At 68.1% G+C, this 23,943-nt stretch carries 21 protein-coding genes; 17 read left to right on the top strand and 4 right to left on the bottom strand.

What is annotated here, in order from left to right; translation table 11 throughout:
• The first annotated feature begins 3 nt into the window (after window positions 1-3).
• The 11 genes from murC to dnaE all read left to right on the top strand — a co-directional run bounded on the left by murC (window position 4) and on the right by dnaE (window position 12,661).
• Window positions 4-1,419, top strand: coding sequence for a UDP-N-acetylmuramate--L-alanine ligase (murC, locus tag ASPU41_RS13175; RefSeq protein WP_069951303.1), 1,416 nt, complete (start codon window positions 4-6; stop codon window positions 1,417-1,419).
• The gene (locus tag ASPU41_RS13180; protein ID WP_069951304.1) at window positions 1,412-2,281 is read left to right on the top strand and encodes a cell division protein FtsQ/DivIB; all 870 of its coding nucleotides are present in this window, start codon (window positions 1,412-1,414) and stop codon (window positions 2,279-2,281) included. Before murC ends, ASPU41_RS13180 begins: the two co-directional genes overlap by 8 nt.
• A 204-nt stretch (window positions 2,282-2,485) precedes the next feature.
• Window positions 2,486-3,712 (top strand): cell division protein FtsZ, encoded by a 1,227-nt coding sequence (ftsZ, locus tag ASPU41_RS13185; RefSeq protein WP_069951305.1) that lies wholly within the window; start codon window positions 2,486-2,488, stop codon window positions 3,710-3,712.
• A 99-nt stretch (window positions 3,713-3,811) separates the two neighbouring features.
• The gene (locus ASPU41_RS13190; protein ID WP_069951306.1) at window positions 3,812-4,600 is read left to right on the top strand and encodes a polyphenol oxidase family protein; all 789 of its coding nucleotides are present in this window, start codon (window positions 3,812-3,814) and stop codon (window positions 4,598-4,600) included.
• The gene (locus ASPU41_RS13195) at window positions 4,593-5,387 is read left to right on the top strand and encodes a YggS family pyridoxal phosphate-dependent enzyme (protein ID WP_083266504.1); all 795 of its coding nucleotides are present in this window, start codon (window positions 4,593-4,595) and stop codon (window positions 5,385-5,387) included. The genes ASPU41_RS13190 and ASPU41_RS13195 overlap by 8 nt, the downstream gene beginning before the upstream one ends.
• Window positions 5,388-5,474: 87 nt before the next feature.
• The gene (locus ASPU41_RS13200) at window positions 5,475-6,005 is read left to right on the top strand and encodes a cell division protein SepF (protein ID WP_069951307.1); all 531 of its coding nucleotides are present in this window, start codon (window positions 5,475-5,477) and stop codon (window positions 6,003-6,005) included.
• Between the two features lie 138 nt (window positions 6,006-6,143).
• Window positions 6,144-6,452, top strand: a complete 309-nt coding sequence (locus ASPU41_RS13205; protein WP_069951308.1) for a YggT family protein — start codon at window positions 6,144-6,146, stop codon at window positions 6,450-6,452.
• A 150-nt stretch (window positions 6,453-6,602) separates the two neighbouring features.
• Window positions 6,603-7,289: a DivIVA domain-containing protein gene (locus tag ASPU41_RS13210; RefSeq protein WP_069951309.1), complete on the top strand. Its 687-nt coding sequence runs from the start codon at window positions 6,603-6,605 to the stop codon at window positions 7,287-7,289.
• Window positions 7,290-7,427: 138 nt separating this feature from the next.
• On the top strand, window positions 7,428-8,012 hold the full coding sequence (gene lspA / locus ASPU41_RS13215; RefSeq protein ID WP_069951310.1) for a signal peptidase II: 585 nt from the start codon (window positions 7,428-7,430) through the stop codon (window positions 8,010-8,012).
• Window positions 8,013-8,151: 139 nt separating this feature from the next.
• The gene (locus ASPU41_RS13220; RefSeq protein WP_231941348.1) at window positions 8,152-9,009 is read left to right on the top strand and encodes an RluA family pseudouridine synthase; all 858 of its coding nucleotides are present in this window, start codon (window positions 8,152-8,154) and stop codon (window positions 9,007-9,009) included.
• Between the two features lie 94 nt (window positions 9,010-9,103).
• Window positions 9,104-12,661: a DNA polymerase III subunit alpha gene (gene dnaE, locus ASPU41_RS13225; RefSeq protein ID WP_069951312.1), complete on the top strand. Its 3,558-nt coding sequence runs from the start codon at window positions 9,104-9,106 to the stop codon at window positions 12,659-12,661.
• A 33-nt stretch (window positions 12,662-12,694) separates the two neighbouring features.
• On the opposite strand, the gene ASPU41_RS13230 is transcribed toward dnaE, so the two are convergent.
• The gene (locus tag ASPU41_RS13230; RefSeq protein ID WP_157357122.1) at window positions 12,695-13,153 is read right to left on the bottom strand and encodes a flavin reductase family protein; all 459 of its coding nucleotides are present in this window, start codon (window positions 13,151-13,153) and stop codon (window positions 12,695-12,697) included.
• 209 nt (window positions 13,154-13,362) lie between these two features.
• Between ASPU41_RS13230 and ASPU41_RS13235 the strand changes: the two genes are divergently transcribed.
• The 3 genes from ASPU41_RS13235 (at window position 13,363) to nrdR (ending at window position 16,119) form a co-directional block, all read left to right on the top strand.
• Window positions 13,363-14,004, top strand: coding sequence for a hypothetical protein (locus ASPU41_RS13235; protein WP_069951314.1), 642 nt, complete (start codon window positions 13,363-13,365; stop codon window positions 14,002-14,004).
• Between the two features lie 67 nt (window positions 14,005-14,071).
• Window positions 14,072-15,475 carry a histidinol dehydrogenase gene (hisD, locus tag ASPU41_RS13240; RefSeq protein ID WP_069951315.1) on the top strand — a complete coding sequence of 468 codons (1,404 nt, stop codon included), beginning with the start codon at window positions 14,072-14,074 and terminating at the stop codon, window positions 15,473-15,475.
• A gap of 152 nt (window positions 15,476-15,627) precedes the next feature.
• Window positions 15,628-16,119 carry a transcriptional regulator NrdR gene (gene nrdR / locus ASPU41_RS13245; RefSeq protein ID WP_069951316.1) on the top strand — a complete coding sequence of 164 codons (492 nt, stop codon included), beginning with the start codon at window positions 15,628-15,630 and terminating at the stop codon, window positions 16,117-16,119.
• Window positions 16,120-16,207: 88 nt separating this feature from the next.
• Here the strand turns inward: nrdR and ppgK are convergent, their stop codons facing one another.
• Together ppgK and map are read right to left on the bottom strand one after the other, a co-directional pair.
• On the bottom strand, window positions 16,208-17,011 hold the full coding sequence (gene ppgK / locus ASPU41_RS13250) for a polyphosphate--glucose phosphotransferase (RefSeq protein WP_069951317.1): 804 nt from the start codon (window positions 17,009-17,011) through the stop codon (window positions 16,208-16,210).
• Between the two features lie 90 nt (window positions 17,012-17,101).
• Window positions 17,102-17,980, bottom strand: coding sequence for a type I methionyl aminopeptidase (map, locus tag ASPU41_RS13255; protein WP_069951318.1), 879 nt, complete (start codon window positions 17,978-17,980; stop codon window positions 17,102-17,104).
• Window positions 17,981-18,106: 126 nt separating this feature from the next.
• Here map and ASPU41_RS22670 point away from each other — a divergent pair, with 126 nt between their 5' ends.
• Window positions 18,107-18,274 (top strand): SPOR domain-containing protein, encoded by a 168-nt coding sequence (locus ASPU41_RS22670; RefSeq protein WP_128081649.1) that lies wholly within the window; start codon window positions 18,107-18,109, stop codon window positions 18,272-18,274.
• Between the two features lie 49 nt (window positions 18,275-18,323).
• Here the strand turns inward: ASPU41_RS22670 and panB are convergent, their stop codons facing one another.
• Window positions 18,324-19,289, bottom strand: a complete 966-nt coding sequence (gene panB, locus ASPU41_RS13260; RefSeq protein ID WP_069951319.1) for a 3-methyl-2-oxobutanoate hydroxymethyltransferase — start codon at window positions 19,287-19,289, stop codon at window positions 18,324-18,326.
• 264 nt (window positions 19,290-19,553) lie between these two features.
• On the opposite strand from panB, the gene glnA reads away from it, so the two are divergent.
• Window positions 19,554-20,894, top strand: a complete 1,341-nt coding sequence (gene glnA, locus ASPU41_RS13265) for a type I glutamate--ammonia ligase (protein ID WP_069951320.1) — start codon at window positions 19,554-19,556, stop codon at window positions 20,892-20,894.
• Between the two features lie 9 nt (window positions 20,895-20,903).
• The gene (locus ASPU41_RS13270; protein ID WP_069951321.1) at window positions 20,904-23,915 is read left to right on the top strand and encodes a bifunctional [glutamine synthetase] adenylyltransferase/[glutamine synthetase]-adenylyl-L-tyrosine phosphorylase; all 3,012 of its coding nucleotides are present in this window, start codon (window positions 20,904-20,906) and stop codon (window positions 23,913-23,915) included.
• The last annotated feature ends 28 nt before the right edge of the window (window positions 23,916-23,943 follow it).

The following is a 23,943-nucleotide window of genomic DNA, read 5'->3' on the forward strand; positions in this document are numbered from 1 at the left end:
GGAATGACCCAGCCCGAACACCAGCACAGCTCCACGGACGCCCGCACCGGGCAGTCCCTCGGCCGGATGCACTTCATCGGCATCGGCGGCGTGGGAATGTCCGCCGTCGCCCGCATCATGGTGGCCAGAGGCCTGCCGGTCAGCGGCTCCGACGCCAAGGACCTGCCGGTCATGGCCGACCTGGCGGCGGCCGGGGCGCGGATCTGCGTCGGCTACGACGCCGCCAACCTGGGCGACGCGCAGAGCGTGGTCGCCGGCTCCGCCATCCGCCCGGACAACCCCGAGCTGGCCGCGGCCCGGGCTGCCGGGCTGCCCGTACTCCACCGCTCGGAGGCCCTGGCGGCCGCCATGGCGCAGGACACCGCCGTGACCGTCGCCGGCACGCACGGCAAGTCCACCACGACGTCGATGATCACCGTCCTGCTGCAGGGCGCGGGGCTTGACCCGTCCTTCGCCATCGGCGCGAACGTCCCGGCGCTGGGCGTCAACGCCGCCAGCGGCAGCTCGCCGGTTTTCGTCGCGGAAGCCGACGAATCCGACGGCTCGTTCCTGAACTACCGCCCGCAGATCGCGGTCGTGACCAACGTCGAACCGGACCACCTCGACTACTACGGCACCGCCGAGGCCGTCTACGCCTCCTTCGACCGGTTCGCCGCCCTGCTCCCGGCCGACGGTGTGCTGGTGGCCTGCGCGGACGACGCCGGAGCCAGGGCCCTGGCCACACGGACCCTCGAGCGCGGCAACACCCGCGTTGTGCTCTACGGCACCAGCGCCGACGCCCAGTTCGTGCTGCACGACGGCGGCCCGGGGGACGTCGCGATCACCACCCCCGCCGGACGCTTCCCCCTCGATCTGCACGTTCCCGGGCGGCACAATGCCCTCAACGCGGCGGCTGCCTTCGCCGTCGCGCTGGAACTTGGCGTGGACCCCGCCGTTGCCGCCGGCGCCCTGGCCAACTTCACCGGGGCCTCCCGGCGCTTCGAATTCAAGGGCGAGGGCGGCGGCGTCCGGGTCTACGACGACTACGCCCACCACCCCACGGAAGTGCGGGCAGCCCTGTCCGCGGCGCGGTCGGTGGCCGGCGGCCACAAGCTGCACGTCCTCTTCCAGCCGCACCTGTTCTCCCGGACCCGGGAATTCGCCGCAGAGTTCGCCGCGGCGCTCAACGCCGCCGATACCGCACTGGTCCTGGACATCTACCCCGCCCGCGAAGACCTGATTCCCGGCGTCACCAGCCAGTTGATCGCGGCGCACCTGGGCGCCGGCGGCCGGCTCGTCGGGCCGGGTGAGGAGGCTGTGCAGTCCATCGTGTCCGCCGCCGCGCCCGGGGACATCGTGCTCACGGTCGGCGCCGGCGACGTCACGGCCTACGGCCCGCTGATCGTGGCGGCCCTGAACGGCGGAGCCGCCGGTGCCTAGCACCCGGCGCCCCAGCTACCGGACGGGCACACGCCGGCCGGCGGCGGGCGGGGTCTCCCCGTCCTCCGACGTCATCTCCGCGTCCAAGGACGGCGGCCCCACCGGCGGCGCAGCCGCGACGGTAACCCCGGCGGCCCGGGACAACGTGCTGTCCTTCCCCGAACCCAAGGCCAAGCGGCGCCGGCGCATCCGCCAGGGCATCATCGGGTCCCTGGCCGTGCTGGTCGCGGGGCTCATCGCCGCGGCGGTCTACTCACCGGTCCTGGCGGTGCAGACGGTCACCGTGGAAGGCACCAGACTGCTCACTGCTGAGCAGGTCCAGTCGGCCCTGGAACCGCTGCAGGGCAAGCCCCTGCCGCAGATCAGCGACGGGGACGTCACGGCGCTGCTGCAGCCTCTGGTCCAGGTCAAGGAAGTCAGCACCCAGGCCCGCCCGCCCTCGACGCTGCTGGTCAAGGTGACCGAACGCGTGCCGGTGGCCCTGGTCAGGCAGGGCGACGCGCACCAGCTGGTCGACGCCGACGGCGTGAAACTCAGCGACACCGCCGATCCGGCCTCGATTCCGCTTCCGGTCATCGACGGCGGAGGCGGCACCCTGCCCAAGGACCTGTTCCATGCCATCACCGGGGTCCTGGGGGCACTGCCCGCGGATGTGCTCGCCCGGCTCTCCAACGCATCGGCCAAATCGGTGGATGCCGTGGAGCTCAAACTGGTGGACGGCCAGACGATCGTCTGGGGCAACGCGGGGGAGAAGGAGCTCAAGGCAAAGGTGCTCGAGGCCCTGCTGAAGGCCCCCGCGGACCCGAAGAATCCGGTCCGGGTCTACGATGTCAGCGTGCCCCGGCACCCGGTCACCCGATAGCCGTAAATCACTTGGCCGGGAGCCAGTTTGCCGCCAATACCGCGACACGCGGGCCCGGTAATTGAATGTCCTCCGCATAGGAAATAGCGTCACTGCATGAGTTACTTGACATAACTATAACCTTCAAGTCGAAGGTTAGGGTTCCAAGGTTCAAGTCCGACTCCATCAGTTTTCGCAATAGAACACGAACAAGGGACACGTAACGTGGCAGCTCCGCAGAATTACTTGGCCGTCATCAAGGTCGTCGGCATCGGCGGCGGTGGCGTGAACGCAGTCAACCGCATGATCGAGGTCGGTCTTCGCGGCGTCGAATTCATCGCCGTCAACACCGACGCACAGGCGCTGTTGATGAGCGATGCCGACGTCAAGCTCGATATCGGGCGTGAGCTGACGCGCGGCCTGGGTGCCGGTGCGAACCCGGAGGTCGGCCGGCAGGCCGCAGAGGACCACGCCGAGGAAATCGAAGAGGTCATCCGCGGCGCAGACATGGTCTTCGTCACCGCCGGCGAAGGCGGCGGCACCGGTACCGGCGGCGCGCCCGTCGTCGCCAGGATCGCCCGCTCGCTCGGCGCGCTGACCATCGGCGTCGTCACCCGCCCCTTCACCTTCGAGGGCCGCCGCCGCGCCGGCTCCGCCGAGGCCGGCATTGACGCCCTCCGCGACGAGGTCGACACGCTGATCGTCATCCCGAATGACCGGCTGCTGTCCATCAGCGACCGCAACGTCTCCGTCCTGGACGCGTTCCGCTCCGCCGACCAGGTCCTGCTGTCCGGTGTCCAGGGCATCACCGACCTGATCACCACCCCCGGCCTGATCAACCTTGACTTTGCAGACGTCAAGTCCGTCATGCAGGGCGCAGGCTCCGCCCTGATGGGCATCGGCTCGGCACGCGGTGAAGACCGCGCCGTCAAGGCGGCCGAGCTCGCCATTGCCTCCCCGCTGCTTGAAGCTTCGATCGACGGCGCCCACGGCGTCCTGCTGTCCATCCAGGGCGGCTCGGACCTCGGACTCTTCGAGATCAACGAGGCTGCCCGCCTGGTCCAGGAAGTCGCCCACCCCGAGGCCAACATCATCTTCGGCGCGGTCATCGACGATGCCCTCGGCGACGAGGCCCGCGTGACGGTCATCGCAGCAGGCTTCGACGACGTCAAGGCCACCTCCCCGTCGATGGACCAGTCCCTTCCGCAGTCGGCACCGCAGCGTCCGGCGGCCCCGGCAGCAGCCCCCGCCCCGGCCCAGGCTCCGTCCTCGGCCCAGGTCCAGCCGCTGCACGCCACCGTCGGCGCTTCCGGTTACGGCGGCTGGGGCCAGCAGCGCCCGTCCGCAGTCCCGGCGGACTCCGGCTTCGACGCTGACCTGCCCTCGGTGGTGGAGCCGGACCTGTCCGGCCGCCACTCCGACGACCTGGATGTCCCTGACTTCCTCAAGTAGATCCTGAAGCACCATGGCACTGCCCGATGGCAGTGCCATGGTGCTTTCTCGTAGGATCGAAGTTCTGCAACCAAGTTTGGCAACGATGTGGGGTTTTGAGTGTTTTCGTGGCGGACGGAAGTCCGGCCCGGCGTCTGGGTGGCTTTCACCGACGCCGCTGCCGGCAACCTGGCGCTCCATGTCGGCGACGACCCGGCCGCGGTCCGGCGCCGGCGCGCCCGCCTCGAGGCGGCCCTGGGGCTCGGCGGCCGCAGCTTCCAGTACATGAACCAGGTCCATGGCAGCGAAGTCGCCAGCATCGGTGCCGCGGCCGCCCACGGCTCCGGAACCGGCGCCCCGGCCGCCGATGCTCCCACTGCGGGCGCTCCCACTGCGGACGCCCCCACTGCGGACGCCATGGTCTCCCTGGGCGAACCGTTGGCGGTGATGGTGGCGGACTGTGTGCCGGTCGTCCTGCTGGGGGAGCGGCCCGACGGGGAAACCCCGGTCCTCGCCGTGGTCCATGCCGGGCGCCCGGGTGTCGCCTCCGGCGTCGTCCCGGCGGCCGTGGCCCGCATGCTCGAACTGGGCGCCGCCGGGCTCAGCGCCTGGATTGGCCCGTCCGTCTGCGGAGGGTGCTACGAGGTCCCCGGGGACATGCGCGAGGACGTGGCCGCCCTCGTGCCCGCGGCCCGGTGCACCACGACCCGGGGCACCCCGGGCCTGGACCTGCCGGCCGCCGTCCGCAGCCAGCTGCGGGACGCGAGTGTCCGGGTCGAATACTCCGGCAGCTGCACCCTGGAAGACGAACGCCTCTTCTCCTACCGCCGCGACCGGCACACGGGACGATTCGCCGGGCTGGTGTGGACCGGCTCCGCGCCGGCCGGCGGCGGACTGCCGGATGAATGACCAGGTGAATGGCCAAGTGAATGACCAGGTGAATGACCATGTGACGGAGCCGGAGCCCGCAACCGGGCAGGCCGATCCCCGGCTGGAACAGCTCCGCGGTCGGCTCGCCGCCGTCCGGCGGCGCATCGACGGCGCCGTGGCGGCCGCCGGCCGGCAGGAGCGGCCGCCCCGGCTGATCGTCGTCACCAAATTCCACCCCGCAGAGGACGTGCGGAGGCTCGCCCTCCTGGGCATCACGGACGTCGGGGAAAACCGTGACCAGGAAGCCGCGGAAAAAGCCGCCGCGCTGGGCGCGCTGGGGCTCCACTGGCACTTCATCGGCCAGCTCCAGAGCAACAAGGCAAAGTCCGTGGTGAAGTACGCCCATGCCGTACACTCCGTGGACCGCCTGCAGCTGGCCGGCGCCCTGGCCAAGGCCATGGCGGCCGAGCAGGAACGCACCGGAAGAGCGCCGCTGGAGTGCTTCATCCAGGTCAGCCTCGACGACGACGCCGGCGGTCGCCGCGGCGGTGCCCTGCCCTCCGACGTCCCGGCGCTGGCCGAGCAGCTGGCCGGCTCGGCGGGACTCCGGCTGGCCGGGGTGATGGCGGTCGCCCCCTTCGGCAGCGATCCGGCCCCGGCGTTCGAGAAGCTCGCGGCACTGTCCGCGCGCCTGACCGCCGACCATCCCGGCGCCACGGGCATTTCCGCGGGGATGAGCCAGGACCTGGAACAAGCCATCCGCTTCGGGGCGACACACCTACGCATTGGCTCCGATATTCTCGGTCCGCGTCCGGCGTTGGGGTAGGTTCAACGTATTGGAAGGTAATGGCGGGGATTCCAAGGCTGCTAAGTCATTGAACGGCCCGCTGACAGACACGATTAGGAGTCGACCATGGCCGGCGCTCTGCGCAAGACAATGATCTATCTTGGGCTCGCCGATGGCGACGAACACCACGAGTCTGAGCACCACACATCGCACAAGGATGAGGACGATTCCATGGAGCATGACCGCGAGGAACGCCGCGCACCGGCGCCCGTCCGCGAGGCCCCCCGGGAAGAGCCCTACGCCGCCGAAGAGGAATATCGCGCACCTGTGACACCCATCAAGCGAGCGGCATCGAGCCGTGAAGAGCACACCGGACTCCGCCAGATCACCACGATCCACCCGCGGTCCTACAACGACGCCAAGATCATTGGCGAAAGCTTCCGGGACGGCATCCCTGTCATCATGAACGTGACGGACATGGGTGAGGCGGATGCGAAGCGACTCGTCGACTTCTCAGCCGGACTGGTCTTCGGACTTCGCGGCAGCATCGAGCGAGTGACCAACAAGGTCTTCCTGCTCTCGCCGTCGTACGTTGAAGTCATCGGCGATGACAAGAAGGTCAGCGAGACACAGGCGGCCTTCTTCAACCAGAGCTAGTCCACGATTTCGTCAGGGATGCCAGGCAGGGACACCCTGTCTGGCATCCGTGCTGAATTATCCGTGTTGAAATAGAGGCGTAACCATCAAAGAGGACACTGCGGTATCCGGAATGAACATGGAGATATGAGTTAGCTCATGGGAATTGTTTTCGGACTTGTCTATATCGCTTTGCTGTTGTTCCTGGTTGCCCTCATCATCCGGCTGATCTTCGACTGGGTGCAGATGTTCGCGCGGGACTGGCGGCCGCGCGGCGCGGCGCTCGTCACGGCCCACGCTGTGTATTCGGTCACAGACAAGCCCATCAAACTGCTCCGGCGGCTCATTCCGCCGCTGCGGCTTGGCGGAATTTCACTGGACCTCGGCTTCCTGCTCCTGTTCGTGGCAGTCACCATCGCCATGTCAGTAGCCAGGTTCCTGGTGGTTTCCCAGTCGATCGCGGCGTAGCCGGGCGGCGGACCCGGTCCGCAGCCCGAAACATTTAGAAACTCCGGTTTGACACTGCGGTGTTGAATTAGAGGAACCAGACCATATATAGGTACCGTAGTTTTGACGGCCGGAAGGCCTACTGACTAACTAGACCAACGAGGTGACCAGATGGCTTTGACGCCAGAAGACGTTGTCAACAAGCGCTTTCAGCCGACCAAGTTCCGCGAAGGCTACGACCAGGATGAAGTTGATGACTTCCTGGACGAGATCGTCGTGGAACTGCGACGCCTGAACCAGGAGAACGACGAGCTGCGCAAGAAGCTCGCCGAACTGGGCGCCGGCACGCCTGCCAGCTCCGCCGCCGCGGCTCCCGTGGTGGAAAAGGTTCCGGCACCCGTCAAGGCCGAGAAGGAAGACCGCGCCAAGGCCGATGCCGAGGCCAAGACCGCCGAAGCCGCCAAGGCTGCTGAAGTTGCCAAGAAGAAGGAAGCCGAGCAGGCAGCTGCCCCGGCACGCGTCGCCTCCACCCCGGCGGCCGAGTCCGCTGCAGGTCTGCTCGCCATGGCGCAGCAGATGCACGACAAGCACGTCGCCGACGGCGAGCAGCAGCGCGACAAAATCATCGCCGAAGCGCAGATCGAGGCCAGCAGCCTCGTCAACGACGCCCAGGAAAAGTCCCGCAAGATCCTCGGCGCCCTCGAGCAGCAGCGCTCCGTGCTGGAACGCAAGGTCGAGCAGCTCCGCGGCTTCGAGCGCGACTACCGTTCACGCCTGAAGGCCTACATCGAAGGCCAGCTGCGTGATCTGGATGCCCGGGGCTCCGTGGCGGCCCCTGAGGTCGAAGCCACCAGCTAGCATTAAGCACGTATTCTAAAGGCCGGTGGCTGAGGATTCCTCGGCCGCCGGCCTTTGCCATTAACCGCAGCTTCTGCCGGCGGCCGTGACCAAGCACCCAGCCCCCAGTCCCCGCACTGGCCCGTGAACGAAAGCCTTATGACTGACGCACCCTCCCCTGACGCCACGCAGCCCGCTGAGTCCGCCCAGACGGCGCCCCTGAAGCCGCGGCCGCCGCGGGTCCTGCTGCTCTCCGTGTTCTTCGGCCTGGCGGTGTTCGCCTACGTCTTCGACCAGCTGACCAAACTGTGGGTCACGGGCAACATGATCGAGGGGGAGAGGATCCCCGTGTTCCCCCCGCTGCTGCACTGGTACTACATTCGAAACTCCGGTGCCGCGTTCTCGATCGGGGAAAACGTCACCTGGGTGTTCACGATCATCATGACTGCCGTCTCGATCGCCATCCTGCTGCAGCTGCGGAAACTGGGCTCGCTCTGGTGGGCAATGGCGCTCGGACTGCTGCTCGGCGGTGCGCTGGGCAACCTCACGGACCGGCTGTTCCGCGAGCCCTCTTTCGCCATGGGCCATGTCGTGGACTTCATCCAGCTCCCCAATTTCGCGATCTTCAACATCGCAGACTCGGCCGTCGTGTCCTCCGTGGTGATCATCTGCCTGCTCACCCTGCGCGGGATCTCCCTGGACGGCTCGCACCAAACGAAGGACACCGCAAAACATGACTCCTAAGGACGCCGTGCCTGAGCGCAGGATGCCTGAAGACCTGACGCCCAAAGACCTGACGCCCACGGGCCCTGCGTCATCGTTCCGCTTTGTGGTCCCGGATGACCTCGCGGGAACCCGCGTGGATGCCGGGCTGGCGAAACTCATGGACATTTCCCGCTCCCAGGCCGCCACGCTGATCGCCGAAGGCAATGTCACCAGCAAGGACAAAGCGGTCGGAAAGTCGCTCAAGCTTGCCCCCGGCGCCGTGCTCGACGTCGTCGTCCCGGCACGCCGGGACCCCCTGGAAATCGTGGAGGAAGTTGTGGAAGGCCTGAACATCCTGCTGGACGATGGCGAGTTTGTCGTCATCGACAAACCGGTCGGTGTGGCCGCGCACCCCTCGCCCGGCTGGGTGGGGCCCACCGTCGTTGGCGCCCTCGCCGGCCTCGGCTACCGGATCACCACCTCCGGCGGGCCGGAGCGTGCGGGCATCGTCCACCGGCTCGACGTCGGGACCTCCGGGGTGATGGTGGTCGCCAAGACGGAGCGGGCGTACACGGCGCTCAAGCGCGCCTTCAAGGAACGCACCGTGGACAAGGTTTACCACGCAGTCGTCCAGGGCCTGCCGGACCCGCTGGCCGGCACGATTGACGCGCCCATCGGCCGCCACCCGGGCCACGACTGGCGCTTCGCCGTGATCGAGGACGGCCGGGACTCCATCACCCACTACGAGGTCCTCGAGGCGTTCGGGAAAGCCTCGCTGGTGGAAGTGCACCTGGAGACCGGCCGCACCCACCAGATCCGGGTCCACTTCGCGGCCCTGCGACACCCCTGCGCCGGCGACCTGACCTACGGTGCGGATCCCCGGCTCGCCGCCACCCTGGGGCTCACCCGGCAGTGGCTGCACGCCCGGCAGCTGTCCTTCGACCACCCCCGGACGGGTGAGCGGGTCACCGTCACCAGCGAGTACCCGCAGGACCTGCGCTACGCGCTCGAGGTTTTGGAGTCCGGACAGGCCTGAGCCGGCTGAGGCGGGACCCGACCGGACCTGTCCAACCGGGTCCCCGGCCGGAGTGCCGCACGGAAAGGTCGGTGCGCGGCACTAGAATGATTCGGTGACTTCCAGCAACGACTCGTTTGTCCATCTCCACAACCACACCGAGTACTCGATGCTGGACGGCGCCGCCCGGCTTAGTGAACTGTTCGACGAAACCGAGCGGCTCGGCATGCCGGCCCTCGCCACGACCGACCACGGCTACCTGTTCGGCGCCTTTGATTTCTGGAAACGGGCCACTGACCAGGGCATCAAGCCGATCATCGGCGTCGAGGCCTATGTCACTCCCGGGACCGCCCGCACGGACAAGACCCGTGTCCGCTGGGGCGAGGAGAACCAGCGCAAGGACGACATCTCCGGCGGCGGCGCCTACACCCACATGACCCTGCTCAGCTACAACAATGTGGGCATGCGGAACCTGTTCCGTGCCTCCTCGATCGCCTCCCTGGACTCGGTCTTCGGCAAATGGCCCCGGCTGGACCGCGAGCTGCTGAACACCTACTCCGAAGGGCTGATCGCCACGACCGGCTGCCCGTCCGGGGAGGTCCAGACCCGGCTCCGGCTCGGCCAGTACCGCGAGGCGGTCGAGGCGGCCGCCGAGTTCCGCGACATCTTCGGCGCCGAAAACTACTTCTGCGAACTCATGGACCACGGCCTGGATATCGAGCGGCGCGTCACCGGGGACCTGCTGCGGCTGGCCAAGGAACTGAACCTGCCCCTGGTGGCCACCAATGACCTCCACTACACGCACGAGCACGACGCGAAGGCGCACGAGGCCCTGCTGGCCATCCAGTCGGGTTCCACCCTGCTGGAGCCGACGTACGACAACGGCGGCTCGCGCTTCGCCTTCTCCGGCAGCGGGTACTACCTGAAATCCCCGCAGGAAATGCGGGAGCTGTTCCGCGACCACCCCGAGGCATGCGACAACACGCTCCTGATCGCCGAGCGCTGCGAGGTTTCGTTCAACACCGGCGCCAACTACATGCCCCGGTTCCCCTGCCCGGAGGGGGAGGACGAAACGTCCTGGCTGGTCAAGGAAGTCGACAAGGGACTCCGCTACCGCTACCCCCAGGGCATCCCGGACAAGGTCCGCACCCAGGCTGACTACGAGCTCGGCGTCATCACGTCCATGGGTTTCCCCGGCTACTTCCTGGTGGTGGCCGACTTCATCAACTGGGCCAAGAACAACGGCATCCGGGTCGGTCCCGGACGCGGCTCGGGCGCCGGCTCCATGGTGGCGTATGCCATGCGCATCACCGACCTCGATCCGCTGCACCACGGGCTGATCTTCGAGCGATTCCTCAACCCGGACCGGGTCTCCATGCCTGACTTCGACGTCGACTTCGATGACCGGCGCCGCTCCGAGGTCATTGACTACGTCACGCGCAAATACGGTGACGAACGCGTCGCGATGATCGTCACCTACGGCACCATCAAGACCAAGCAGGCCCTCAAGGACTCATCACGCGTGCTGGGCTACCCGTTCAGCATGGGCGAACAGCTGACCAAGGCGCTGCCGCCCGCCGTGATGGCCAAGGACATCCCGCTGGCCGACATCCAGAACAAGGACTCCAAGCGCTACAGCGAGGCCGCTGACTTCCGCCAGCTGATCGCCACGGACCCGGAAGCCGCCAAGGTGTTCGAGACGGCGCTCGGCATCGAGGGACTGAAACGCCAGTGGGGTGTCCACGCGGCCGGCGTCATCATGTCCTCCGACCCCATCATTGACGTCATCCCCGTCATGCGCCGCTTCCAGGACGGCCAGGTCATCACGCAGTTCGACTACCCGACTTCCGAAGGCCTCGGCCTGATCAAGATGGACTTCCTGGGCCTGCGGAACCTGACGATCATTTCCGATGCCCTGGAAAACATCAAAATGAACCGCGGCGAGGACCTTGACCTGGAGGCCCTTGCCCTGGACGACGTGGCGTCCTACGAGCTGCTTGCCCGCGGCGACACCCTCGGCGTGTTCCAGCTCGACGGCGGCCCGATGCGGTCACTGCTGAAGCTGATGAAACCTGACAACTTCGAAGACATTTCCGCCGTCCTGGCCCTCTACCGGCCCGGACCCATGGGTGCCAACGCGCACACCGACTACGCCCTGCGCAAAAACAAAATCCAGGACGTCATCCCGATCCACCCGGAGCTCGAGGAACCGCTCTCCGAGATCCTCGGCGGCACCTACGGCCTGATCGTGTACCAGGAGCAGGTCATGGCCGTGGCGCAGAAGCTCGCCGGCTACACCTTGGGCCAGGCCGACATCCTGCGCCGCGCGATGGGCAAAAAGAAGAAATCGGAACTGGACAAGCAGTTCGCCGGTTTCTCCCAGGGCATGCAGGACAACGGCTACTCGATGGCCGCGGTCAAGACCCTCTGGGACATCCTGCTCCCGTTCTCCGACTACGCCTTCAACAAGGCGCACTCGGCCGCGTACGGCGTGATCTCCTACTGGACCGCCTACCTCAAGGCGCACTACGCGCCGGAGTACATGGCGGCCCTGCTCACCAGCGTCGGCGACGACAAGGACAAATCGGCGATCTACCTCAACGAATGCCGGCGGATGGGCATCACCGTGCTCCCTCCGGACGTCAACGAGTCAGCGCTGAACTTCACCCCGGTCGGAACCGATATCCGCTTCGGCATGGGCGCCATCCGCAACGTCGGCGTCAACGCCGTCGAGGCCATGGTCGCGGCGCGGGAAAAGGAAGGCGCCTACACGTCGTTCAAGGACTACCTGGTGAAAGTCCCGGCAGTGGTGTGCAACAAGCGCACCATCGAGTCGCTGATCAAGGCCGGCGCCTTCGACTCGCTCAATCACCACCGGCGCGCCCTGGCGATGATCCACGAAGAAGCCATCGACTCGGTCATCACCCTCAAGCGCAACGAGGCGATCGGCCAGTTCGACCTTTTCGCCGGTTTCGACGAAGCCGAATCCGAGGCATCCCTCAGCATCGAAATCCCGGACCTGCCCGAGTGGGAAAAAAAGGACAAACTCTCCTTCGAACGGGACATGCTGGGCCTGTACGTCTCGGACCACCCGCTGCAGGGCCTCGAAGGGGTCCTGAGCCAGCACGCCGACCAGTCCATCACCACGCTCATCGCCGAGGACGGCCCGCACGACGGCGCCATCGTTACCATCGCGGGCATGATCACCTCACTGAGCCGGCGGATCGCGAAAGCCAGTGGCAACGCGTACGCCCGCGCGGAGATCGAGGACCTCGGCGGGTCCGTCGAGGTCATGTTCTTCGGCCAGGTCTACGGCCCCATCGCCTCGGTGCTGGCGGAAGACCTCATCGTGGTGGTCAAGGGACGGCTGCAGCGCCGGGACGACGGCGCCGTCGCGCTGAACTGCATGGAACTCTCCGTCCCTGACCTCAGTGAGGGCCTGAACGGCCCGCTGGTGATCACCATGCAGACCCACAAGGCGACCGAAGCCGTCGTGACCGAGCTCGGCGACGTGCTCCGGACCCACCGCGGCAAGTCCGAGGTCCGGGTGCACCTGCAGGGCGACTCCCGGGTGGAGATCATGGGCCTGCCCGTCCATCTGCGGGTGAACCCCAGCCCCTCCCTGTTCGGGGACCTCAAGGTGCTTCTCGGCCCGACCTGCCTGGACAACTAGGCAGGGCCGCGCCGGCGCTGCCCCGGTGAGGTGTCAGATCTCGTAGTCCAGCGGCACGGGCTGGCCGTAGCTGCCCGCGCGGTAGAGCAGCGGGGCGCCGTCCGCGCCCACTTCACCCTCGACGACCTCGACCACCACCACGGCGTTGTTCTCGAAGGAGAGCCGCATCTGGACCTTGCCGATCAGCCAGCCGGCCACGTCGTTCAGGATCGGCACCTCGTGGGGCCCGAGTTCCCAGTGGTCGCCCTCAAAGCGGTTGCTGGTCCGGGCAAAGCGGTCGGCAAGCTCCTGGTTGTCCAGGCCCAGCATGTGGACGCCGATGTAGGTGGTGTTGGCCACGGCCGGCCAGGAGCTGGAGGTGCGGGCCATGTTGAAGGTGAACCGGGGCGGTTTCGCCGAGAGCGACGCCACGGACGTCGCCGTGAAGCCGAAGGGGACACCGTTCAAGTTGGCGGTGATGATGGCAACGCCGGCCGCGTGCCGGCGGAACATCTCCCTGAAGGTTCCCTCGAAGGCTTGGTCCTCTGTGGCCACTGCGATCCAACTCCCTGCTGCACGTGTGTGATGTTCCTATCCTGCCAGCGTATGGCGCCGGCGATCGGCCGCGGTACTTGTTTACCCGGGCGCGTCATGTGCAGCGTCATCCGGGGACCCGGGGCGTTATGTGACCCGCCGGCGGAAAGCTTGTTAAGGTTTGTTCCATGACACAGCCCGCAGTGCACGCCCGGTTTCCCCGTGACGCCCCGCAGGACGGCCCGCGGGACGCCCCGCAGGACTCCACCGGACACGCGGGCCGGGGTTCCGGGCCCCAAGGGGCCTCCGGCCCGGCGGTACCGGGTGCAGGGACCCGCGCCTGGCCCTGGCGGAAGCATGCCGTCATCGCCGCCGCCGGCGTCCCCGTGGGGTTGCTGTGGTGGCTGCTCGCGCCTTCCGGGCTGAATCTGCTCTCGGGCAATCCGGAGCTGCACAGCGGCGGCAACACCGAAGGATGGCTGCCGCGGGACCTGGTGCTGGCGGGCCTGTTCCTGCTCGCCGGCTGCATCTCGGGTGCCGTGGCCTCCGGCAGCAGGCACCACGGGCCCTCCGGCCGGGACGTTCTCCTCGCGGTGGGCGCCGGAGCCCTGGGCGCCCTCCTGGCCTGGGGGACCGGCGTCGTGTGCGGCCTGTGGTGGGGAACGCCGGAGGACACCTCGGCCAGCGCCAGTATTGCCTTTTCCCTGCGGTCCTTCGCCGTCCTGGCGATCTGGCCGGCCGCCGCGGCACTGGCCATCTTCCTGAACACCGTCTTCTCCTCCCCGACGCCGGAAGCCGGGCCCGGGGCCGGCGGGCAGCCCCCGAAGTAACGGGCCCGAAGTAGCGGCCCGAAGTAACAGGCGCGGAACCTGCCGGGGCGGCACGTAAAATGAACGGGTGACCCCTTCAGCTGACAGCTCCGTGCCCGCCGTTACCGCGACCCCGGCTCCCGCCGGCCTCGCCTTCCGCACCGTCGACCTGCGCGGCCAGCGGCTGACCCTCGCCGGTCTCCGCGCCGCGGTGCCCCGGGCGCAGGCCGGCACCATGGCTGACGCCGAGCAGAAGGTCCTGGAGATCATCGATGCCGTCCGCACCCGGGGCTTCGAGGCCCTCAGCGGGCTGGCGCGGACCTTCGACGGCGTGGAACAGACCCACCCGCGGGTCCCCGCCGACGCACTGACCGGCGCCCTGGCCGGCCTCGATCCCGCCGTCCGGGCGGCACTGGAGGAGTCCATCAGGCGTGCCCGGCGTTTCGCCGACGCCCAGCGCCCGGCGGACACCGACGTCGAGTTCGGCGACGGCGCCGTGGTCAGCCAGAACTGGGTCCCCGTGGCGCGCGTCGGCCTCTACGTCCCCGGCGGCCTGGCGGTCTACCCGTCCTCCGTGATCATGAACGTCGTCCCGGCCCTCGCCGCCGGCGTCGAATCCATCGCCCTGGCGTCGCCCCCGCAGAAGGACTTCGGCGGGCTCCCGCACCCCACGATCCTGGCCGCGGCATGCCTGCTCGGGATCGAGGAGGTCTACGCGATCGGCGGCGCCCAGGCCATTGCCGCTTTCGCCTACGGCATCCCCGGCTCGGGGGACAACGCCGGCCTGGACCCGGTGGACGTCGTCACCGGACCCGGCAACGTGTTCGTCGCCACGGCTAAGCGCCTCGTCAAGGGTGTTGTGGGCATTGATTCCGAAGCCGGCACCACCGAGATTGCCATCCTGGCCGACGCCACCGCGCAGCCGGACCTGGTCGCGGCTGACCTGATCAGCCAGGCCGAGCACGACCCCAAGGCGGCGTCGGTGCTGATCACGGACTCCGAGGACCTCGCCGCAGCCGTCCGGGTGGAACTGGACCGCCAGGCGGCAGCGACGAAGCACAGTGCACGCGTCCGCGAGGCGCTCTCCGGGCCGCAGTCCGGCGTCGTCCTGGTGGACAGCCTGGAACAGGGCATCGCGGCGTGCAACGCCTACGCAGCCGAACACCTGGAAATCATGACGGCGGACGCGGCCGGCGTCGCGCGCCGGATCCGCAGCGCCGGGGCGATCTTCGTGGGCGACTACAGCCCCGTCAGCCTGGGCGACTACTGCGCCGGCTCCAACCACGTGCTGCCGACCAGCGGCACCGCCGCGTTCTCCTCGGGGCTGAACGTGACCACGTTCCTGCGGGCCATCCAGGTGGTCAACTACACGCGCGCCGCCCTGGCGGAGGTCAGCGGGCACATCGTGAGCCTGGCCGGGGCGGAGGATCTGCCGGCGCACGGCGAGGCAGTCACGGCCCGGTTCGCCGGGGCTCCGGACCACAACATGTAGTAATTACAGGATTGTTATTAGGCTACATCTAGTCGTAAACTGGTTCCGGAGCCAAGCGCTCCGACGGATCGGTGGCGGTCGGAGCACGGGCGTTCGGATCACGGGCGTTCGCCCGGGGCCGGCCAGCAGCTTGCGGCAGGGGAGGAAACGACATGTATTGCCCGTTTTGTCGCAACCCTGATTCCCGGGTGGTGGACAGCAGGATCGCGGACGACGGATCAGCCATCCGGCGCCGCCGGCAGTGCCCCGAATGCGGCCGCCGCTTCACCACTGTCGAGACCACCAGCCTCACCGTGATCAAGCGGTCAGGCGTCGGCGAGCCGTTCAGCCGCAGCAAGGTCATCAACGGTGTCCGCAAGGCCTGCCAGGGCCGTCCCGTCACCGAAGATGACCTGGCCATGCTCGCCCAGGAAGTCGAAGAGACCATCCGGGCCTCCGGCGCTGCGGAGATCGAGGCGCATGAGGTCGGCCTGGCGATCCTGAACCCGCTCCAGCGGCTCGACGAGGTTGCCTACCTGCGCTTCGCGAGCGTCTACCAGGCCTTCGAATCCCTCGAGGACTTCGAAGCGGCCATTTCCCTGCTCCGCCATGAGGCCGAGACCAAGGGACGCGAAGGCAAGAGCGAGCAGAAGAGTGCGCTCTAGTCACGCTCCACCTGCACCAAACAAACGATGAGCTGTCACTCCGGGTCGTTCCAGCGTCCAGAACGACCCGGGGTGATAGCTCATCGGGCTACTTGGCCAGTTTGTGTTTCAGCGCGATCTCGAGGGCGGCGCCGACGATGCCGGCGTCGTTCTTCAGTTTCGCCGGGACAATCGGTGTGCGCAGCTGCAGCCGGGGCAGATATTCGTCGGCGCGCTTCGAGATGCCGCCGCCGACGATGAACAGTTCGGGGGAGAAGAGGAACTCCACATGGGAGAAGTAGCGCTGCAGCAGCACGCTGTACTCCTCCCAGCTCAGGCCGTCCCGCTCGCGTGCCACGGCCGAGGCCTTGCTTTCGGCGTCGAATCCGTCAATTTCAAGGTGTCCGAGCTCGGCGTTGGGGACGAGCTGGCCGTCGAAGATGAAGGCGGAACCGATCCCGGTGCCGAGCGTGATGACCAGCACGGTCCCCTTCACGGATTCGCCGGCGCCGTAGCGCGCCTCCGCGAGGCCGGCGGCGTCGGCATCGTTGATGACCTCCACGGGACGGCCGAGGCGGGCGGTGAGCATCGCGTCGATGTCCATTTCCAGCCAGGACTTGTCCACGTTGGCCGCGGAGTGGACCACACCGTGCTGGATGATGCCGGGGAAGGTGACACCGACCGGCGAGTCGGGCGCGGGGGCCTCGGGCCGGGCGGACAGCTCGGCGACAACCCGGGCCACGGCCTCGGCCACCGATTCGGGCGTGGAGGGCTGCGGGGTGGGGATGCGCAGGCGGTCACCGAGCAGCTTGCCGCGCTTCAGGTCGACGATCCCGCCCTTGATCCCGGTGCCGCCGATGTCGATGCCGATCAGCTGGGCGTTCTTTTTCGACTTCTCGTCCTTCTTGGCCAATGTGGTTCCGTTCGTGGCAGGGGGCGGGGCTAGGAGGGTGCGGCCCAGGGCCGACGGGCGAAGACCGGGGTCTTCTGGTGGAGCGGGAAATCAGGGGAGGGTCAGGACCTCAGCGCCGGACTCGGTCACGAGCAGGGTGTGCTCGAACTGCGCGGTGCGTTTGCGGTCACGGGTCACGACGGTCCAGTCATCAGCCCACATGTCCCAGTCGACGGTGCCGAGCGTCAGCATGGGTTCGATCGTGAAGACCATACCGGTTTCCATCACCGTGTTGTAGGCCGGGGCGGCGTCGTAGTGCGGGATGATCAGGCCGGTGTGGAACGCCTCGCCCACGCCGTGGCCGGTGAAGTCGCGGACGACCCCGTAGCCGAAGCGCCTGGCGTAGGACTCGATGGTGCGGCCGATCACGTTGATTTCGCGGCCCGGGGCCACGGCGCGGATGGCGCGGTTCAGGGACTCCCGGGTGCGCTCGACCAGCAGCCGGGATTCCTCGTCGACGTCACCGGCCAGGAAGGTGTAGTTGGTGTCGCCGTGCACGCCGCCGATGAAGGCCGTGATGTCGATGTTGAGGATGTCCCCGTCCTGGACCACGGTGGTGTCCGGTATGCCGTGGCAGATGACCTCGTTCAGGGAGGAGCACAGGGACTTGGGGAAGCCGCGGTAGCCGAGCGTCGACGGATACGCGTTGTGGTCGAGCAGGAATTCGTGCCCGACCCGGTCCAGCTGGTCCGTGGTGACGCCGGGCCGGATATGCTTGCCGACCTCCACGATGGCCTGCGCGGCAATCCGTGAGGCGATCCGGATCTTCTCGATGGTCTCCGCCGACTTGACCTCGGAGCCGGTGAACTTCGCCGGCGCGGGCTGGCCCACATATTCGGGGCGCGGGATCGATGCCGGAACGGGAAGCTGCGGGCTGACTGCTCCCGGGACCAGGGTGCCGATGGGTGCAGTCGAGGCTAGAGAAGGCATACATTGATCATATAAGGCCCGGCCGAACGCCAGGAAACAGAAGCGGAAAGATACCGCGGGAAATCACGTTTGGCGCCGTCCGGCCCCGCCGGGGCGCGGGGCGCCACCATGAGTTGAGGAGCATCGATGCCGGAGTACTGGTACAACGTCAATACGCACGAGGTTGAAGAGGACGCCATGTCCGACTGGAGCCAGCTGATCGGCCCCTACAAGACGCGTGAGGAAGCCGAGCACGCCCTTGAGAAGGTCAAGGCCCGCAACGAATCCTGGGAAAAAGGCGACGAGGACGACTGACAAGGCTGCCGGCTCCACTGCCCGGCGGCCCTGCAGGCCGGGCTGGAACTTAGAAGGAGTGCTCCGGGCCGGGGAACTGGCCGGAGCGAACGTCCTCGCCGTAGGCTTTCGCGGCGTCGCTGAGTGAGGTGCGCAGGTCGGCGTACTGCTTGACGAACTTGGCCATCCTGCCGCCGCGCAGGCCCGCCATGTCCTGCCACACCAGAACCTGGCCGGTGGTCGCGTTGCCGGCGCCGATGCCGATCGTGGGGACGTCGACGGCGGCGTCCACGGCGGCCGCCGTCGCCGCCGGAACCATTTCCATCAGCACGCAGAAGGCACCGGCCTCGGCCAGGGCGACGGCGTCATCGACCAGCCGCTGGGCGTCATCGCCGCGGCCCTGGACGCGGTAGCCGCCGAGGGCGTGCTCGCTCTGCGGGGTGAATCCGATGTGCGCCATCACCGGAATGCCGGCCTGGACCATGGCGCGGACGGTCTCGGCGTAGAACTTGCCGCCCTCGATCTTGACCGCGTGGGCGAGTCCTTCCTTGAGGAACCGGACCCCGGTGGCCACCGCCTGCTGGGCGGAGACCTCATAGCTGCCGAAGGGCAGGTCCGCCACGACGAGGGCCCGCTTGGCCGAGCGGGTGACGGCGCGGCACAGCGGGAGCAGTTCGTCCACGGTGACGGGCAGGCTGGTTTCGTTGCCGAAGACATTGTTGGAGGCCGAGTCGCCCACGAGGAGGACCTCGATGCCGGCCTGGTCGAAGATTTCCGCCGTGTACTGGTCGTAGGCGGTCAGCATCGCGAAGCGCTCACCGTTGAGCTTGGCCTGGCGCAGGTGGTGGGTGCGGACCTTCGCCACCGGCTTCCGGGCGCCGGCCTCGGGACCTGCGGCCGGACCTGCGGCCGGACCTGCGGCCGGACCTGCGGCCGGGGCCGCGGGCTGGCTTGTGGCCGGGGCCGCCGGGCCGTTGCCGTAGGGTGCAGGTAGTTCTGCGGGCATGCTGGAATCGGGGCTGGTGCTTGTGGCCATGGCACGAGCGTAGTGCGATACCGAGTGTCCTAGCTACTTCGCTCCAGCCCGTGGGCGGGTGAATCACATCACACGGGCACCGGCCCGCCGCCCGGGCGCCGGTGCCGGACGGCGAAATTCGGGGTCCGGCGGTAAACGCTGTGTTACGCGGGGCCGCTACTTCAGCAATCGCTGGCAATGATTAGTAAAGTGAATCGTGAGCAGCTGCGGGACCCAGGTACGACGGGCCCGGGGCACTGACGAAAGAACCGGAAAGAGGCCAGTATGGACCGCCAGCAAGAGTTTGTCCTGCGGACGATCGAAGAGCGCGACGTGCGGTTCGTGCGGCTGTGGTTCACCGACGTCGTCGGCTCGCTGAAGTCGGTGGCGCTGGCCCCGGCCGAGGTTGAAGGCGCGTTCGAGGAGGGCTTGGGTTTTGACGGCTCCTCCATCGAGGGCCTCGCCCGCGTGTTCGAATCCGACATGCTGGCCCAGCCGGACCCCGCCACCTTCCAGATCCTGCCGTGGCGCGGCGAGACCGAGGCGACGTCGCGGATGTTCTGCGACATTCTGACGCCCGACGGCGAACCCTCCGCTGCTGATCCCCGCAACGTCCTCAAGCGCAACCTGGCCAAGGCCGCGGACATGGGCTTCACCTGCTACACCCACCCCGAGATCGAGTTTTACCTGCTCAAGTCCCAGCAACCGGGTCCGGACGGTTCCCCCGTCCCCGTCGATGAGGGCGGCTACTTCGACCACGTTCCGGGCGGTGTGGCCCAGGACTTCCGCCGCACGGCCGTGACCATGCTGGAGTCAGTCGGCATCTCGGTCGAGTTCAGCCACCACGAGGCCGGTCCCGGCCAGAACGAGATCGACCTGCGCTACGCGGATGCCCTGCAGACCGCGGACAACATTATGACGTTCCGCACCGTGATCAAAGAGGTCGCGCTGCAGCAGGGCACCTACGCCACCTTTATGCCAAAACCGTTCACGGCCCACCCGGGTTCGGGCATGCACACCCACTTCTCGCTCTTCGAGGGCGACACGAACGCCTTCTACGAGGCCGGCGCCGAATTCCAGCTCTCCGAGACGGCCCGTCAGTTCATCGCCGGCATCCTCAAGCACGCCCCGGAGTTCACTGCCGTCACCAACCAGTTCGTGAATTCCTACAAGCGGCTCTGGGGCGGGGGAGAAGCCCCGAGCTACCTCAGCTGGGGCCACAACAACCGCTCCGCCCTGGTCCGCGTCCCGCTGTACAAGCCCGGCAAGGGCCAGTCGGCGCGGATCGAATACCGCGGCATCGACTCGGCGGCCAACCCCTACCTGGCCTACGCCGTGCTGCTCGGTGCCGGGCTCAAGGGCATCGAGGAGGGCTACCAGCTCCCCGCCGCAGCCGAGGACGACATCTGGTCACTGAGCTCGGCCGAGCGCCGCGCGATGGGCCACGACCCGCTTCCGGCCAGCCTGCACGACGCCATCCGCTCGATGGAGGACTCCGAGCTCATGCCGCAGATCCTCGGTGAGCAGGTCTTCGAACACTTCCTGCGCAACAAGCGGGCCGAGTGGCAGGACTACCGCCTCCAGGTCACGCCCTACGAGCTGCAGCGCAACCTCGGCATCCTTTAGGCGGCCCCGGTGAGCCTGGCACGACGCCTTATTGCGGCCGGTTTCAGCGATCTGGAAAAGGGTGAACGTTTCCTGGCCGCCCCCGAGCTCGAGGGCCTGGACCAGGACATCCTCTTCGCCGGGCTGCAGCTCGCCGCGAACCCTGACACGGCGCTGCAGTCGCTGGTCCGGCTGATCGAAAAGCACCAGGATCTGCGGAAGCTGGCGGTCGCGGAGCTGGAACGCAGCGAACCGATGTACCGGGTACTGGGCGCCTCGGAGGCGCTGGGTGAGTTCCTGATCCGCCACCCTGAACATCTGGACGCCTTCGAGGTGACGGCCAGCCCGGAACCGCGGGCCGCGGACGCCGCCGTTTTACGCGCCCGGCTGCTGAATTCCGTGCGGGCCGATCCGAAATCCCCCCGCCCGGTGGCTTCGCTGACCGGGCAGGAAGGCTACGTCGCGCTGCGCACGGAGTACCGGCGCGGCCTCGTCGAGCTCGCCGTCAAAGACCTCTGCGCCGCCGACCCGCTGGACTTTATGCCCGCGGCGGGCGCCGAACTGGCGGACCTCGCCGGCGCCGCCATCGAGGCGGCCCTGGCCGTCTCCCGGGCCGAGGCCGCCGAACACTTCAGCGCCACGGAGGTGGCCGACGTCGGACTCGCCGTCATCGGCATGGGCAAATGCGGTGCCCGCGAACTCAACTACATCTCCGACGTCGACGTCATTTACGTCATCGAATCCGGCGGGCTCGACGATTCGCGCGCCAACACGATCGGCACCGCCCTCGCCTCCGGCATCTCCCGGGCCATCATGTCCATCGGCCGCGAACCCGGGCTCTGGGAGGTCGACGCCAACCTGCGCCCCGAGGGCAAGTCCGGACCGCTGGTCAGGACCCTGGCCTCGCACGAGAGCTACTACGCCCGCTGGGCCGAGAGCTGGGAGTTCCAGGCGCTGCTGAAAGCCCGGACCATCGCCGGGGACACCGATCTCGGCGCCCGCTACGAAGCCGCCGTCGCGCCGCTGATCTGGTCCTCCGCCGGCCGGGAAGGCTTCGTCGAGTCGGTCCGCTCGATGCGCCGCCGGGTCACCGAACACATCCCCGCGGAAGAGGAACAGCGGCAGATCAAACTGGGCCGCGGGGGACTGCGCGACGTCGAATTCACCGTCCAGCTGCTGCAGCTGGTGCACGGCAAATCCGACGAGACCCTGCGCTGCCGGGACACCACCTCGGCCATCGCGGCGTTGTCCGCCGGCGGCTATATCGGCCGCTCCGACGCCGCCGAGTTCGACCGCTGCTACCGCTACCTGCGGCTGCTGGAACACCGGATCCAGCTCTTCCAGATGCGCCGCACCCACCTCATGCCGGTCTCGGAAGCCTCGCTGCGGGCCCTTGGCAAAGCCGTGCTCGGACCCTTCTCCAGCGAACGGCCCAAACCTGATGCCCTGGTCGGGGCCTGGCGGAAGACCAAACGCTCCGTCCGCGAGCTGCACGAACGTATCTTCTACCGCCCGCTGCTCAACACCGCGGCGGCCCTCAGCAGCGAGGAAGCCAAGCTCAGCCCGGAAGCCGCGCAGGGGCGGCTCGCCGCCCTGGGCTACCTCGACCCGAGCGGCGCCATGCGCCACATCGAAGCGCTCACCGGCGGAGTCAGCCGCCGCGCCGCGCTCCAGCGACAGCTCCTGCCGATCCTGCTTGGCTGGCTCGCGGAGGGCGTGGACCCCGACGGCGGCCTGCTGGCGTTCCGCCGCGTCAGTGAGGCGCTCGGCACCACCCACTGGTACCTCGGCATGCTGCGGGACTCGACGGCGGCGGCCGAGCGGCTGTGCCACGTGCTCTCCAACTCCCGGCTGATCGCGGACCTGCTGGAGGTCTCGCCCGAATCGGTCGCCTGGCTCGGCTCCGACAAGGAACTGGTGCCGTTGACGTTCGAGGCGCAGTGGCTCGAGATCGCCTCCAAGATGTCCCGCCACGCCGAGCCGGAAAGCGCCATGCGCCTGATCCGGTTGATCCGGCGCCGCGAGATCCTCCGGATCGCGATCGCGGACAGCGCGGGACTGCTGGACCAGGACCAGGTCGGTGCAGCGCTGGCCGACACGGACCGGGCCGCGGTCCTGGGCGCCCTGCGCGTTGCGGAAACCATGGTCACCGCCGAGGAGCCGCTCAAAACGCATGTGCTCGTGGTCGCCATGGGACGGCAGGGCGGCCGGGAAATCGGCTACGGCTCGGACGCCGATGTTATCTACGTGCACCGCGGGCTTCCCGGAGTCCCGGAGGACGAGGCCCAGCAGCAGGCCCTGCAGATCGTGAGCCGGCTCTCCAGCCTGCTGACCCAGCCGCTGAAGCCTGCCATCCTGGCCGAACGCGTCCTGATGGTCGATGCGGACCTCCGTCCCGAGGGCAAGAGCGGGCCCATGGTGCGATCGCTGGAGTCCTACGCCGAGTACTACCGCCGGTGGTCGCTCGTGTGGGAGGCGCAGGCGCTGCTGCGCGCGCGCCCCATGGCCGGAGACGATGAGCTGGCCGCCGACTTCGTGGCCCTGATCGACTCCGTCCGCTACCCCGAGACCCTCTCCGAGCACGACGTCCGCGAAGTCCGGCGGGTGAAGGCACGGGTCGAGGCCGAACGGCTGCCCCGCGGCGCAGATCCGGCCCGGCACCTCAAACTCGGCCGCGGCGGATTGAGCGACGTCGAATGGCTGGCCCAGCTGCTCCAGCTGCAGCACGCCGGCAGGCATCCCGAGCTGCGGACCACCTCCACGGTGGAGGCACTCGAGGCTGCGGCCGCCGTCGGGCTCCTGGATGCGGGGGACGTGGACATCCTCCTCCGGGCCTGGCGCCTGGCGAGCCGGGTCCGGTCAGCCAACGTGATCTGGACCGGCCGGGCCTCGGATGTGCTGCCGTCCTCCCGCCGCGATCTGGAAGCGGTGGCCCGCTGGTGCGGCTACGGGCAGGGCAACGCCGCCGCCTTCGAAGAGGACTATCTGAGGCTGAGCCGTCGGGCCCGGGGCGTGTTCGAACGGGTTTTTTACGGCCAGTGACCGCCCGGCAGCGCTCCCGCCGCGCACC

This window comes from Arthrobacter sp. U41, assembly GCF_001750145.1.
In the GTDB taxonomy this organism is placed as follows: Bacteria; Actinomycetota; Actinomycetes; order Actinomycetales; family Micrococcaceae; genus Arthrobacter.

What these genes read in the sequence shown, in the direction of transcription:
- murC (WP_069951303.1), top strand. Translation starts at nt 4, where the DNA reads ATGACCCAGCCCGAACACCAGCACAGCTCCACGGACGCCCGCACCGGG.
- ASPU41_RS13195 (WP_083266504.1), top strand. Translation starts at nt 4,593, where the DNA reads ATGAATGACCAGGTGAATGGCCAAGTGAATGACCAGGTGAATGACCAT.
- map (WP_069951318.1), bottom strand. Translation starts at nt 17,980, where the DNA reads ATGCCTTCTCTAGCCTCGACTGCACCCATCGGCACCCTGGTCCCGGGA.
- glnA (WP_069951320.1), top strand. Translation starts at nt 19,554, where the DNA reads ATGGACCGCCAGCAAGAGTTTGTCCTGCGGACGATCGAAGAGCGCGAC.
- ASPU41_RS22670 (WP_128081649.1), top strand. Translation starts at nt 18,107, where the DNA reads ATGCCGGAGTACTGGTACAACGTCAATACGCACGAGGTTGAAGAGGAC.
- nrdR (WP_069951316.1), top strand. Translation starts at nt 15,628, where the DNA reads ATGTATTGCCCGTTTTGTCGCAACCCTGATTCCCGGGTGGTGGACAGC.
- panB (WP_069951319.1), bottom strand. Translation starts at nt 19,289, where the DNA reads ATGGCCACAAGCACCAGCCCCGATTCCAGCATGCCCGCAGAACTACCT.
- ASPU41_RS13235 (WP_069951314.1), top strand. Translation starts at nt 13,363, where the DNA reads ATGACACAGCCCGCAGTGCACGCCCGGTTTCCCCGTGACGCCCCGCAG.
- ASPU41_RS13220 (WP_231941348.1), top strand. Translation starts at nt 8,152, where the DNA reads ATGGACATTTCCCGCTCCCAGGCCGCCACGCTGATCGCCGAAGGCAAT.
- ASPU41_RS13230 (WP_157357122.1), bottom strand. Translation starts at nt 13,153, where the DNA reads ATGTTCCGCCGGCACGCGGCCGGCGTTGCCATCATCACCGCCAACTTG.
- ASPU41_RS13205 (WP_069951308.1), top strand. Translation starts at nt 6,144, where the DNA reads ATGGGAATTGTTTTCGGACTTGTCTATATCGCTTTGCTGTTGTTCCTG.
- ASPU41_RS13210 (WP_069951309.1), top strand. Translation starts at nt 6,603, where the DNA reads ATGGCTTTGACGCCAGAAGACGTTGTCAACAAGCGCTTTCAGCCGACC.
- ASPU41_RS13200 (WP_069951307.1), top strand. Translation starts at nt 5,475, where the DNA reads ATGGCCGGCGCTCTGCGCAAGACAATGATCTATCTTGGGCTCGCCGAT.
- lspA (WP_069951310.1), top strand. Translation starts at nt 7,428, where the DNA reads ATGACTGACGCACCCTCCCCTGACGCCACGCAGCCCGCTGAGTCCGCC.